The sequence below is a fragment of the Winogradskyella ursingii genome (genome assembly GCF_013403975.1).
GTDB lineage: Bacteria > Bacteroidota > Bacteroidia > Flavobacteriales > Flavobacteriaceae > Winogradskyella > Winogradskyella ursingii.
Genome location: NZ_JABFDH010000001.1, coordinates 1 through 13,636, shown reverse-complemented (window position 1 = coordinate 13,636; position 13,636 = coordinate 1). Strand labels below are relative to the sequence as shown.

Genomic DNA, 13,636 nt, shown 5'->3' with positions numbered 1-13,636 from the left:
GCCAGCTATGGCTGAGATAAAGTAATAAGTGTTTAGTGCAAATTACTCACGATTCATTTTTAAACATTAATAGTAAAAAAGTGTCAGAAATAAAAAACGAAATACAGGGTAAGCTTATCGTGTTTTCAGCACCATCAGGTTCTGGAAAAACAACAATTGTCAGGCATCTTTTAAAGCAATCAGAATTAAATTTGGAATTTTCGATTTCTGCGACTTCTCGAGATAAGAGAGGTAACGAAGTACACGGAAAGGACTATTATTATCTGTCCCTTTCAGAATTTAAAAATCGTATTAAAAACGATGAGTTTTTAGAATGGGAAGAGGTGTATAGAGATAATTTTTACGGTACGCTTAAAACTGAAATTGCCCGGATTTGGGCAAAAGGAAAACACGTTATTTTTGATATTGATGTTTCTGGTGGCCTACGTATTAAAAGAAAATTTCCAGAACAGACTTTGGCTGTTTTTGTTAAACCACCAGACTTGAATGAATTAGTGCGACGTCTTAAAGATCGTGGTGAGGAAAGTCAAGATAAAATTAATATGCGTGTAGCTAAGGCACCGGCCGAACTTGCAACTGCTCCGCTATTTGATACTATTGTAGTCAATTCTAATTTAGATGAGGCATTGGAAAATGCTTATAAAGTAGTTTCTGATTTTATAAACACATAACAATATCATTTTTGCCTTTAGTCTGCGCTCAAGATAGACTTCGGCAGAAATTTAAACAATAAAAATTATTCTGAAATCAATAAGGTTTCTGCTGAGACAGGAATAACAAAAGAAAATGAAAATAGGTTTATACTTCGGGACTTTTAATCCAGTACATATTGGACACCTCACCATTGCTAATCATCTCGCTGAACATAGTGATTTAGATCAGGTTTGGTTTGTGGTTACACCTCAAAGCCCATTTAAGAAAAAAAGTAGCCTATTGAACAATCACCAACGTTTGGAAATGGTCTATCGCGCCACTAAGGATTACGATAAGTTAAGACCGAGTGATATTGAATTTGGTCTAAAACAACCTAACTATACAATTGATACACTGACCTATCTTCAAGAAAAATTTCCTGAACATCAGTTTTCCTTAATTATGGGCGAGGATAACTTAAAAAGTTTCCACAAATGGAAAAATTACGAACTCATTTTGGAACTCTATAATATTTATGTTTATCCTAGGCTCTCACAAGGACATACTGATACAAAATTTAAAAATCACTGTAAAATATTTAAAATTTCTGCACCAATAATGGAGTTATCTTCGACCTTCATAAGAAAGGAAATAAAAGCGGGTAGAGATATACGTCCGATGTTGTCAGAAAGTGTTTGGCAATATATAGATGAAATGAATTTTTACAGAAATTAAACTAACCTTATATCGAAAAAATAGATTATTCATTATCGTTTCTCATACTCTAATGTGAATTACTATAAAATTATATTTAGAAATAATAAAACGCATCTTCTAAATGTTCAATTCTAAAGCCTTTATTTTCTTTGATTATGGCTATAATATCAAACCTCACTTCTTTATCTAAATCATTTTCTATTACGTATTCATTAACGGCTTTTACTAAATTTTTTATCTGCTTGGGTTTTACAAAATCTTGAGGGTTTCCAAAGTCAATAGTAGAGCGGGTTTTTACTTCTATGATGGCTAATACATCATTTTTTTGAGCTATAATATCAACTTCAGCTTTGTCAAAACGGTAGTTACGCTCAATGATATCGTAGTGGTTTGCTATAAGAAAATCAACTGCAAGTTGTTCTCCTTTTTTACCAAGTTGGATGTGTTGTGCCATGCTCACTTTTCGCTAAAATCGGAATCTCTTTGTTTTATTTTTTATAGGAAATCGTACTTCCGGTTTTTTCAACTTTCAAATTAATCTCTCTTCCTAAAATTAAAGCTTTGTTTTCCTTTTCATGTCCAGCGGGCATATTAAAAGCAATGGGAAAATCATATCCGTCTAAAGCATCTAGAATTAATTGTTCAATTGAAGTTCCCCAAGGTGTGGTATTCTTTCTCATTTTAGACATGTCACCAACAATGAGTCCATTAAGATTATCAAAATAACCTGCCCTCTTTAAACTTTGCAGCATACGATCTATATGATATTTGTATTCGCCTATTTCTTCAATAAAAAGAATTTTTCCTGATGTGTCAATACTTTCTTTTGAGCCTAACATAGTGTGTAGTATCGTTAGATTTCCTCCAACCAACTGACCAGAAGCCTCTCCTTCTCTATTGTAAGGTGATGTTTTTAAATTGTAGTTTTCCGGATTACCGAATAGGGTTGATTTGAATGTTTCAATAGAACTTTTAACCTCAGATAAATCCTTAGTTAAGCTAACACACATCAACGCATGTAAGGACTCTATACCAGCATTGTGCAACTGATTGTGCAAAGCTGTGATATCAGAATACCCAATAAGCCATTTTGGATGTTTTTTAAACTGGGAGTAATCTAGCTTCTCTAAAATTCGAACTGTACCATAACCTCCTCTTGCACACCATATGGCACTTACTTTAGGATCATCCATCGCGTTTTGTAAATCCTCGCAACGCTCAGCGTCCGTACCAGCAAAATGATCTGCTTTACTGAAAACATGTTCACCAACAATTGGGTGCAGATTCCAACTTTTTAATAAATCTACCGCTTGTTGTATTTCCCTTTCCCGATTTTTTAAAATTCCAGATGGTGCCACTATGGCCACAGTATCACCAGCCTTTAAATATGGTGGTTGAATTAATTCAGAATTCATCATTGATTGTTTTTCGGTTTTATTCTGAGCATAAATAGGCTTATTTACAGCTATGAAAAAAATGAAAATTGAAAGTATATTAATTGGTTTCAAAGTCATATCTTTTTGCTTTATGTAAATGTACATTTTTTTTGAGAGGTTAAAATTTTCAAATCGTAATTTCACAAACTTCCATAGTATTTTCAAGCATTCTATAAGTTTATGAATTAGCGGTAACCCCTTTATCAGATATATAAAAACCTTCAAAAAAATTGCAAAAGGGCATTTCTAATTCGCTCATATATTGTGTACTTTTGTGACTTCTAAAAAACAAATCTTCACATGTCCAAAAGATACACGATTACAGCAGCATTACCCTACACTAACGGACCCATACATATTGGTCATTTAGCAGGTGTTTATGTGCCCGCGGATATTTATTCTAGATATTTAAGATTGTTGGGCAATGATGTGGCTTTTATCTGTGGTAGTGATGAGCATGGAGTACCAATTACCATTAAGGCCAAGAAAGAAGGGGTTTCACCACAAGATATTGTGGACAAATACCACGCAAATATTAAACAATCGTTTGAGGATTTTGGAATTTCGTTTGATAATTATTCACGTACAACGGCAAAAATTCATCACGAAACGGCTTCTGAATTCTTTAAGACTTTATATGATAATAATGAATTTGTTGAAGAGATTTCAGAACAGTTATATGATGCTGAAGCAGATCAATTTTTAGCAGACCGTTTTGTTACAGGCACATGCCCTAAATGCGGAAATGAAGAAGCCTATGGTGATCAATGCGAAAATTGTGGCACTAGTTTAAACGCTACGGATTTAATTAATCCAAAATCTGCCATTACAGGAAATGTACCTACTTTAAAGGAAACCAAACATTGGTTTTTGCCTCTAAATAAACATGAGCAGTTTTTAAAAGATTGGATTTTAAAGGGACACAAAAAAGACTGGAAACCAAATGTTTATGGACAAGTAAAATCTTGGATAGATGATGGTTTGAGGCCTCGCGCAGTAACGCGAGATCTGGATTGGGGAATTCCTGTACCGGTTGAAGGTGGCGAAGGTAAAGTTCTTTACGTATGGTTCGATGCACCGATTGGCTACATCTCAGCCACTAAAGAATGGGCAGAAAGAGAAGGTAAAAATTGGGAAGATTACTGGAAAAAAGAAGATACAACGCTTGTTCATTTTATTGGCAAGGACAACATTGTTTTTCATTGTATCATTTTCCCTTCAATGCTCAAAGCAGAAGGCTCCTATATTTTACCAGAAAATGTGCCTGCCAACGAGTTTTTAAATTTAGAAGGCAGTAAGTTGTCTACTTCAAAAAATTGGGCAGTTTGGTTGCCAGATTATTTAGAAGATTTTCCAGATCAGCAAGATGTTCTACGCTATGCACTAACCGCAAATGCACCCGAAACAAAGGACAATGATTTTACTTGGAAAGATTTCCAAGCTAGAAATAATAATGAGCTCGTTGCAATTTTCGGAAACTTCATTAATCGTGTTGTGGTGTTAACCAATAAATATTATAATGGTATTGTACCACAACCATCCGATTATTCTGAAGTTGACAAAGAGACTTTAGCAGCCTTAAAAGCATATCCTGCGGTTATTTCTAGTTCTATAGAACGTTACCGATTTAGAGAAGCAAGCCAGGAGCTTATGAATTTAGCACGTTTAGGTAATAAATATTTGGCAGATGAAGAACCTTGGAAAACCATAAAAACAGACGAAGAAAGAACTAAAACCGTGATGTTTGTTGCACTTCAAATTGCGTCTGCCTTAGATGTTTTGTCTGAGCCGTTTTTACCTTTTACATCAGTTAAATTAAAATCTATTCTCAACAAAATGGATGATAAATGGGACGATGTGTCTTCAGACAAAACGTTGCTCCCTGCAAATCACCAAATAGGAAAAGGAGAACTACTATTTTCTAAAATAGAAGATACTGAAATCGAAAAACAACTCGCTAAACTAGAAGCCAGCAAAAAAGCAAACGAAGCAGCCAACAAAACTGCAGAACCACAAAAAGATGAAATAGCTTTCGATGATTTCACTAAACTAGATATGCGAGTTGGTACGATTATCGAGGCTGAAAAAATGCCCAAAACCAAAAAACTTTTAGTCTTAAAGGTTGATACCGGTATAGATACAAGGACAATTGTTTCAGGCATTGCAGAATCCTTTAAGCCTGAAGAGATAATAGGGAAACGTGTTACAGTCTTAGTGAATTTAGCTCCTAGAAAACTAAGAGGTATAGAAAGTCAAGGCATGATTTTAATGACCGAAGATGAGCATGGTAATCTTATTTTTGTAAACCCTGACACATCAACTTCAAACCAAGACGCAAACGAAGTTATCAATGGGCTTAAAATAAGCTAAACTTGAATCTTACCGTCAACCTATTCTTAAGATAAGCTCGTGAAGCTTATCTTTTTTTTGGCATTTACTTAATCTCATTTGAATTAACAATTTAATGGATTGGAATAGTTCACCTGTATAAACTGAGGTACATTTATTTAACCAAATTATATTATTATGAAAAAAATACTTTTAATATTTCTAGCTATTGGAATGCTTTCATGTGGAGCATCCAAGACAGTGAGAGATTCCAAAAAAACCATTAAAGGAGATTGGGTATTGAATTCTGTAAAGTCCTCTGCTATAGGTGACTTGAAAATAACATTGCTTAATGACTCAAACAAGTCTTGTTTTGAGAATAGTACGTGGCAATTTATTCCAAACAACAATACCGGAACATACACTTTATCTGGAGCTACTTGTGACTCTGAAATGCGTTATTTTGTATTTACGATAGAAGAAATAGATCCAACAACTGGACTTTATGATTTTTTGTTAAAACCAACAAATCAAAGAGGAAAATCTGAAACTGATATTGGATTTAGAATGGAACTAACATCTTTATCTGATACCAATATGCAATGGCAACAAATTGCCAATCTAGATGGAAAGACCATTACGATTAACATGAATTTTACAAAAATTTAAACCTATGAAATTTTTAAAATATAAAATTAATTTAGCTGTAACTTTTACCGCAATACTTATACTTTTTACAAGTTGTAAGGCGGTTGATAATGCTAATAATAAACAAAAAGGTGCTGTAATAGGTGCTGCTGGTGGTGCAATTTTAGGCGCTATAATTGGTAACAATGTTGGCAAGGGAGGCAATGGTGAACTCGGAGCCGTAATTGGTGGCGTTGTTGGCGGAACAGCTGGTGTACTCATCGGCAAAAAAATGGACAAACAAGCTCAAGAAATTGAACAAGAAATTCCTGGTGCGGTAGTAGAACGTGTGGATGATGGAATTGTAGTAACCTTTGATGAGCAAAGTGGTGTTTATTTTGCTACTGATAAGTATAACATCAATCAAAAGTCACAAGCCACACTTAACAAATTGGCCAATGTTTTTGCAGAATATCCAGATACCAATATTTTGGTGGTTGGCCATACTGATAATGTAGGTCAAGAAAGCTATAACATGACTTTATCTAAAAACAGAGCATATGCGGTGACTAATTATTTAACTAGTCAGGGCTTAAGCAGTGGTCGATTTACAACAAATTGGTTTGGAGAATCTCAACCTATGTACGATAACAGTACTGCTGAAGGCAGATCTAAAAATAGAAGGGTTAACATAGCCATTTTACCCAATGAACAAATGATAAAGGACGCTGAAGCAGAAGTTAAGAATTAATAAAATCTCTAAAATATTTTAATTGCCATTTAATTATTACTTAGACGTAATGATTAAATGGTTTTTTTAGTTAAAACCAACTTAACCATAAGAAAAATATTGTAGTTTTCCGTGTACCATTATAACATTATGACTCATAAATTATTGGCTAAAAAAAAATCGCGATATATTGTCGTTTTTGCGTTAACAACATTGATGATTTTCTTGTTTAATTTCAATAACCTATACGCACAAGAAAAAAAAGATTATCTATCTCAAAAATTTACCGAATATTCGTCGCTTCCTAGAGAAATCACCTATGCTCACCTCAATAAATCTACCCTTATAAAGGGTGAAATGCTAGGCTATTCAATATACGTTTTTGACAAGTTTGATAAAGGCCCTTCTACTGGCACTACAAATATGTATTGTGTTATTAAAGATTCCACAGATGCAATTATTAAAAAGAAACTTATAATGATGGAGAAAGGTGTTGCACACAACGTGTTCAATATCGATTCTACCTTTACGTCAGGAACATATAAATTTAGTGCGTATACTAATTACATGCTTAATTTTAATGAGCCTAACCATTTTGAAACCGAATTCACTGTTATCGATCCTCAAGTGGAATCTGAAATTGAGAATAAAGCTATCGAAAATACATATACAATTCAGATTCTACCAGAAGGAGGTCATATGGTTGCAGAAGTTCAAAATACCGTAGCGATTATTGTTAAAGACCAAACAGGATCTGGACTACAAAATGTAAAAGGAAAAATAGTAGATGATGAAAATAACATTTTATCTGAATTTAATCTGGATCAAGCAGGCATTGCCAAAACTATATTGACACCTAAAAGGAATAAAAATTACACAGTCATTATTCCAGAGATTTCAGAGCAAAAAGATCTGACACAAGCTATTGACTCAATTGATTCGTATGGCATTACTATGTCGTTAGCAGAGTTGAGAGACCGGATTATTTTAACTTTTAGAACAAATGAAGCAACTTTACCTAGAGTCACTGGTAAAAATTACAAGCTCACTCTTCATAATGGCTCTAACCTTAATCAAACAATCTTTAAATTTCAAGATCAGGTAGAAGTGAACCAGCTCATCAATAAAGATTTACTATTCCCAGGGATAAATGTGTTAACAGTATTTGACGCCAATAACAACCCTATTCTAGAACGATTATACTTTAATAGAAATGGTGTTGCAACGACGAGTTTCAATAAACCGTCAAAAATCAAGCGATCACTCGATTCTCTTGAAATAGAATTACAATTAGGCACAAAATTAGACACTAATAAAATTCAAAATATTAGTATTTCGGTATTACCTTCTGAAACAAAATCTTACAATTTTGAATCCAATTTATTATCCAAACTATATTTAGAACCTTATGTAAAAGGGTATATAGAAAACGCAGCCTATTATTTTTCAAACAATACTTCCAAAGTAAATTATGATTTAGATAATCTTTTGATTTCCCAAGGCTGGAGCAGATATGAGTGGCATAATATATTTAACACTCCACCAATAGTAAGGCATACTTTTGAATTTGGAATTACTTCAGTTGCCAATGTAAATGATAAGACCAAAGCAGGAACCTATGTCTCTTCTCCTTTAAAGAATAATACCTCAGAAATATTTATTCTATCTGAAGAGGACAAAGCCTTTATACAAAAAGGACTTTTTCCATTGGAAGACGAAACTTATAATGTCATAAAAAGCGGAGATGAGGTTACAAAAAAACCGAGTTTGTACGTAACTTTTAGTCCATCTAAATTTCCAGAATATACGTTGAGCTATAGAAATTCAAACTATAGAAATCAAAATTCAGTACCATTTATCGCTACAAACGATTCTATAATAAACACTTCGTGGAATTCTAAAGACGTTGAAAAATTAGATGAAGTATTGATCGTTGCTAATAAAGAAAAAACAAGAATTGAAGCTATTGAGTCACAACATTTTGGCACGGTAGATGTAATAGACGATCGTACACGAGATGGTGCAATGACGATGGCAATGTATTTAACAGGTAAGGGATATAAAGTTGATGAGACACTAGGCCAATTGACTGTAACGGTTAGAAATCCTGCCACACCAAATAATAATATACCAGTTATTTATCTCGATGGAGTAAGGTTATCTGATTTTAATGTACTTGCTAATTTTAGAATGTCCTTTGTCGATTACGTTGTTATCGATAAAGTTGGAGCAACCGAAGGGGTTAGAGGTGCAAATGGAGTTATTAAGATTTTTACAGATCCCACACGAGACATTAAATTACAGAAGAGAAATATTATTTCCGAATATGAATTTCCATTAACTTTCTCTTCAGCCAAAAAGTACTATACGCCAAATTACAGTCTTTACAACACCCCTTTTTTTAGAGATTATGGTATCATATCTTGGTCTCCAGACCTTAAGATTAGTCCGAACAGAGTTCTAAGTTTTAAGGTTTTCAACACCAATACAAGTTCCATTAATCTATATATTGAAGGTGTTGTGAATGATAAAACCTTTATTTCGCAAACCCAAACCTTGGATTTAAATAATTAATGTGCTCAAAATAGCATTCCATCCTATATATCATCACCCATTGCCAAAAGGTCATCGGTTTTCAATGGAAAAATATAGTTTGTTACCTGAACAACTCATTCATGAAGGGACTTGTAACGAAGTAAATTTCTTTAAACCAGAAATACCAAATGATAAATATATAGTAGCTGTCCATAGTCCAGAATATTATTATGATTTAGTCAACCTCACTTTAAATCAACGTGCGGCAAGAAAGATAGGATTTCCCTTGAGTGAAAATTTGGTAGAACGTGAAGTGATTATTGCAGATGGCACGATAAAAGCCAGCGAATTTGCTTTAAAGTATGGAATTGCCATGAATATTGCAGGCGGTACGCACCATGCTTACACCAATCGTGGTGAAGCTTTTTGTTTACTCAACGATCAGGCGATTGCGGCTAAATATCTTCAACAAAAAGGATGGGCAAAAAAAATACTCATTGTAGATTTAGATGTACATCAAGGTAATGGTACGGCTGAAATATTTTATAACGACAACTCAGTTTTTACATTCTCAATGCACGGTAAAAACAATTATCCTTTTAAAAAAGAGACAAGCGATTTAGATATTCCTTTAGAGGACAATACAGATGATAAAACTTATTTAAATATTCTTTATGATGTTCTTCCAAAATTAATTGAAGAACAGCAACCAGATTTTATCTATTATCTCTGTGGAGTAGATGTCATTGCCAATGATAAATTAGGTAAGTTGGGCATGACTTTAGAAGGCTGTAAAGCAAGGGATAAATTTGTTTTAAATCAATGCAAGAAAAATCAAATACCTGTTGTATGTAGTATGGGAGGAGGCTATTCTTCTAGTTTAAACGATATTGTTGACGCCCATGCCAATACATTTAGAGTTGCTCAAGACATATTTTTTTAAACACTTATTTTTTTCTGTAATGTTTTTAATTTCATTAAGACTAAACTAGAAATCTTAAAATTATAAGTTAAACGCTTTATCGCTCAGGTTGTCGTGTTTTTAACCATGTTAGTTTAAAATTTCATATTTTTAGTAAAAAAAAATAAAAGCCATGAAAAACTTTACCCTACAATTTAGTTCATCAATTAAACTGCTTTCACTTTGCGTTCTTTTATCGTTCTGCACAGTTACTTATGGACAAGGAGCAATTGATGATACCCAAAGAACAACATCCTTAGATCACCCAGCATGTATATATTATGCAGATGAGTTTACAGAATCTGTTTCTATTCCGAGAGATCCTATGGTTATTGCCCGAATGGAATCTAACCGAATGCCTTGTGCTAACATAACTGTTAACTACAATGGTTTTACAGGTCCAGCTCAAGCAGCATTTCAATTTGCCGTAGATATTTGGGCAAATTCAATTGACTCAGAAATACCTATTACCGTAAATGCAAATTTTACCGAACTTGACCCTAATGTTTTGGGTAGTGCTGGTCCTACCAATTTTTCCACAACTCCCAACGCAGTGTCAAACACATTCTACCCACAGGCATTGGTTGAAAAAATTAACAACGCAGAATCAAACCCTCCAGCTCCCGATTCACCAAGTATAGATATTAACGCTAATTTTAGTAATCAAATTAACTGGTATTTTGGCACAAATGCCCGACCTCCAAATAATCAGTTTGATTTTGTGTCTGTTGTTTTACACGAATTAGGCCATGGTTTAGGTTTCGTGGGTTTTGGTCGTTTAGATGATACCAATAGCAACTTAGGACGAATAAGGTTTAGTAATATTCCAAGTATTTATGATCGGTTTATAGAGAATGCTGCGGCGCTATCAATACTTAGTTTTCCTGACCCTTCGACTGAGCTGCTCGATCAAATGACGGGTAATAATTTGTTTTGCAATAGCCCGTTAGTTAGAGCTGAAAATGGTAATGCTAGACCTAAAATTTTTGCTCCGAGTACTTTTAATCCAGGCTCGAGCTATAGTCATTGGAATTCTTCCACGTTTCCTCAAGGTAATGTTAACTCCTTAATGACACCAAGTCTTGCACCAGGTGTTGCTAACCATAATCCAGGACCAGTTACTCTAAGGTTTTTTGAAGACATGGGCTGGACTATTTGCGCAGGTGCATTAAGCGTTGATGAATTTGGTTTAAATAATATACAAGTTAGCCCTAACCCTTTTACGTCGTCTATTTCAATTCAATTCGTCAACGTTCAAAATGACAATTACAAAATAGATCTCATGGATATTAATGGTAGAGTTGTATTATCTAAAAATCAGACCATTGAAAACAATACAATAACACTGTCAAATCTTCAAAAAATGGATGATGCGCTCTATTTTATCAAAATCACTAATACAGCAAGTGGATCGAGTATTACCAAAAAGGTGATCAAAAAATAAGGCTTATATATTAATAACAAAAAAAAGAGCATCTAATAAAGACGCTCTTTTTTTTTAATTATCTTTTGTAAGAATTATTTACCCAACATGAGTAGTTCATTACAAACCACTTCTGTCATGTAGCGTTTAATCCCGTCTTTATCTTCCCAAGAACGTGTGGTTAACTTTCCTTCTATGGCTACTTCTTTTCCCTTTGTAACATACTTTTCTACAATTTGGGCAGTTTTTCCCCATGCCACAATATTGTGCCAATCTGTTTTAGTTTGTTTTTGCCCTGATGCATCCTTGTAGCTCTCATTGGTCGCAATTGAAAATTTAGCTAAAGTTTTGCCAGATTCTAAATTAATGATTTCTGGGTCATTGCCTAAGTTACCAATCAACTGTACTTTGTTTCTTAATGTGTTCATGATTTTAAATTTTTATTGTTAAACTGTTAATACTATCGAGTTCCAATGTTTCGACATGGCAAAGATGAAATAGCGAGCAAAAAATAGTCGGTAGTTACCTATTTAAATTCGTTTGTAAATATTTGTAGTCGTTTGTAAACGGAATATATTCTATATTTGTTAGTTGGCGTGCATTTAAACAGAGCGTATTGACAGAAAAAGAAAAAATAGGACATTTAATTAGATTCGGACTCGCTCTGAAAAAAATTCCATTGACAGAAATTCGCAAATGGGCTGATTATCAAATTGAAAACGGAAAAAAGGAAAGCCTGTATTTTGATTTATCTTTTGCAAAATCGACTAATGAAGTCATAGAATTTTTGACCAAAGAAATTGAATGGAATTTTAAATCTTCTGAAATCCGAAAGTTAATACTTGGATATTACAAAGAGTATCTAAAATCGGACAACTCAAAATGGAAAGAAATTGAAAAGGAACTTATTGACTTATTTAATTACTTTGAATATGAAAATGGGAATGAGCGTGCGGAGGATTTTCTTTACTATTTGATTAACGACTATCATTTGAGAAATGACGGATTTGGAGGCTCTTTAAAAATGCCTGATTTTCTAACTGAAAAACTATCTGAATTTGACAATTATCAGGAATTACAAGAATTGCTGAATAGGAATAAGATTAACGGATTTGAAATAAAAAAAACGACACGCCAACACCATGTATAATTCATTGCTAATACTCGCCTACTTACGAAAATCCTCGCGGATTTTCTATTCGGTTTGTATTTGCTAATTTAGTTGCTGAAACACGCAACGAAATCATACACAAACACGCTAGCCTTCGTGATGACCAACCATTAACCAATGATAAAATTCTTTAGAAAAATTAGACAAAACTTACTATCCGAAGGGAATACTGGTAAGTATCTGAAATATGCGTTCGGAGAAATCATCCTTGTGGTTATTGGAATTTTGATTGCTCTACAAATCAATAATTGGAATGAAAATAGAAAGGAGGCAATTGTAGAGCGTGAATCCTACGAAAATTTACTTGCCAGTTTAACTACAGACTCTTTGGAATTGGCTAAAATAATTCGGCTTCAGAATCAGAGTTTAGTAGACCAAAATCGTTTCATTAATTCTAATTTATTGGAAATAAAATCTTCATTGGACATTGAAGAAATTAGTAAGTCTCTTTATAACATTTATGATGGAGCCTACAGTTTCTTCCCAAAATATGGAACATATAACGCTATCCTTTCAAACAAAGGTATAGACATCTTAAAATCAAAGAAAATTAAATCGTCACTCATTGAACTATATGACTATCAATGTAAGAAATATGAGAATATAGATGCAATTATAGACCAACAATATAGTTTTGATTTTGTTCCATTTCAGCAAAGGAAACTCGGCTTTTTTGTTAATTCAAATTTTGATTACAATACTGTAAATATGTCTTTATTTGAAGATAATTACGAGGAACTTGTATTACAATGTCAAAACATTAATACTTTGAGTATTCATTCTTTAAATGCTTTAAGAGGAATACAAAAATCAGTAGATGAATTAATAGCATTAATTAGAATAGAACTAAAAAAATAACGAAAGCACAACAATGTATAACCGCAATTACGGCGGATTCAACTACGTCCGAATCCACTCGGAATTGCTAAAGTCTGTGCCAAACCAAAATAAACGCTAATTTAACCCGTAACTGACGGTTATACGAGACCGTTGTACACAATTTTGACCCGTCCTGAATAAAGGCTACATAATCTTAAACAATTATGTACAAAAATGACAAAGTAATTAGAAGGTA

The 13,636-nt window shown here is 33.5% G+C and carries 13 protein-coding genes; 10 read left to right on the top strand and 3 right to left on the bottom strand.

Annotated elements, in window-relative coordinates; genetic code table 11:
- The first annotated feature begins 80 nt into the window (after nt 1-80).
- The gene (gene gmk / locus HM983_RS00065; RefSeq protein WP_179343198.1) at nt 81-671 is read left to right on the top strand and encodes a guanylate kinase; all 591 of its coding nucleotides are present in this window, start codon (nt 81-83) and stop codon (nt 669-671) included.
- A 115-nt stretch (nt 672-786) separates the two neighbouring features.
- Nucleotides 787-1,368 carry a nicotinate (nicotinamide) nucleotide adenylyltransferase gene (nadD, locus tag HM983_RS00060; RefSeq protein ID WP_179343197.1) on the top strand — a complete coding sequence of 194 codons (582 nt, stop codon included), beginning with the start codon at nt 787-789 and terminating at the stop codon, nt 1,366-1,368.
- A 76-nt stretch (nt 1,369-1,444) separates the two neighbouring features.
- Here nadD and HM983_RS00055 read toward each other — a convergent pair whose 3' ends face one another.
- Nucleotides 1,445-1,804: a YraN family protein gene (locus HM983_RS00055; RefSeq protein ID WP_179343196.1), complete on the bottom strand. Its 360-nt coding sequence runs from the start codon at nt 1,802-1,804 to the stop codon at nt 1,445-1,447.
- 34 nt (nt 1,805-1,838) lie between these two features.
- Complete coding sequence (locus HM983_RS00050) at nt 1,839-2,891, bottom strand: S66 peptidase family protein (RefSeq protein ID WP_317166929.1); 1,053 nt, start codon at nt 2,889-2,891, stop codon at nt 1,839-1,841.
- 195 nt (nt 2,892-3,086) lie between these two features.
- Here HM983_RS00050 and metG point away from each other — a divergent pair, with 195 nt between their 5' ends.
- From metG to HM983_RS00020, 6 genes are all read left to right on the top strand, one after another.
- Nucleotides 3,087-5,156, top strand: coding sequence for a methionine--tRNA ligase (gene metG, locus HM983_RS00045; RefSeq protein ID WP_179343195.1), 2,070 nt, complete (start codon nt 3,087-3,089; stop codon nt 5,154-5,156).
- Between the two features lie 156 nt (nt 5,157-5,312).
- Nucleotides 5,313-5,783, top strand: coding sequence for a lipocalin family protein (locus HM983_RS00040; RefSeq protein WP_179343194.1), 471 nt, complete (start codon nt 5,313-5,315; stop codon nt 5,781-5,783).
- Nucleotides 5,784-5,787: 4 nt separating this feature from the next.
- Nucleotides 5,788-6,492: an OmpA family protein gene (locus tag HM983_RS00035; protein WP_179343193.1), complete on the top strand. Its 705-nt coding sequence runs from the start codon at nt 5,788-5,790 to the stop codon at nt 6,490-6,492.
- A 129-nt stretch (nt 6,493-6,621) separates the two neighbouring features.
- Complete coding sequence (locus HM983_RS00030; protein ID WP_179343192.1) at nt 6,622-9,045, top strand: hypothetical protein; 2,424 nt, start codon at nt 6,622-6,624, stop codon at nt 9,043-9,045.
- Between the two features lies 1 nt (nt 9,046).
- Nucleotides 9,047-9,949 carry a histone deacetylase family protein gene (locus tag HM983_RS00025; RefSeq protein WP_179343191.1) on the top strand — a complete coding sequence of 301 codons (903 nt, stop codon included), beginning with the start codon at nt 9,047-9,049 and terminating at the stop codon, nt 9,947-9,949.
- Nucleotides 9,950-10,100: 151 nt separating this feature from the next.
- Nucleotides 10,101-11,411: a T9SS type A sorting domain-containing protein gene (locus HM983_RS00020; RefSeq protein WP_179343190.1), complete on the top strand. Its 1,311-nt coding sequence runs from the start codon at nt 10,101-10,103 to the stop codon at nt 11,409-11,411.
- A 74-nt stretch (nt 11,412-11,485) separates the two neighbouring features.
- Here HM983_RS00020 and HM983_RS00015 read toward each other — a convergent pair whose 3' ends face one another.
- Nucleotides 11,486-11,818 carry a single-stranded DNA-binding protein gene (locus HM983_RS00015; protein WP_179343189.1) on the bottom strand — a complete coding sequence of 111 codons (333 nt, stop codon included), beginning with the start codon at nt 11,816-11,818 and terminating at the stop codon, nt 11,486-11,488.
- Between the two features lie 188 nt (nt 11,819-12,006).
- Between HM983_RS00015 and HM983_RS00010 the strand changes: the two genes are divergently transcribed.
- Together HM983_RS00010 and HM983_RS00005 are read left to right on the top strand one after the other, a co-directional pair.
- Entirely contained in the window at nt 12,007-12,540 is a 534-nt protein-coding gene (locus tag HM983_RS00010) for a hypothetical protein (RefSeq protein WP_179343188.1), read from the top strand.
- 138 nt (nt 12,541-12,678) lie between these two features.
- The gene (locus tag HM983_RS00005) at nt 12,679-13,419 is read left to right on the top strand and encodes a DUF6090 family protein (protein WP_179343187.1); all 741 of its coding nucleotides are present in this window, start codon (nt 12,679-12,681) and stop codon (nt 13,417-13,419) included.
- Nucleotides 13,420-13,636: the final 217 nt, after the last annotated feature.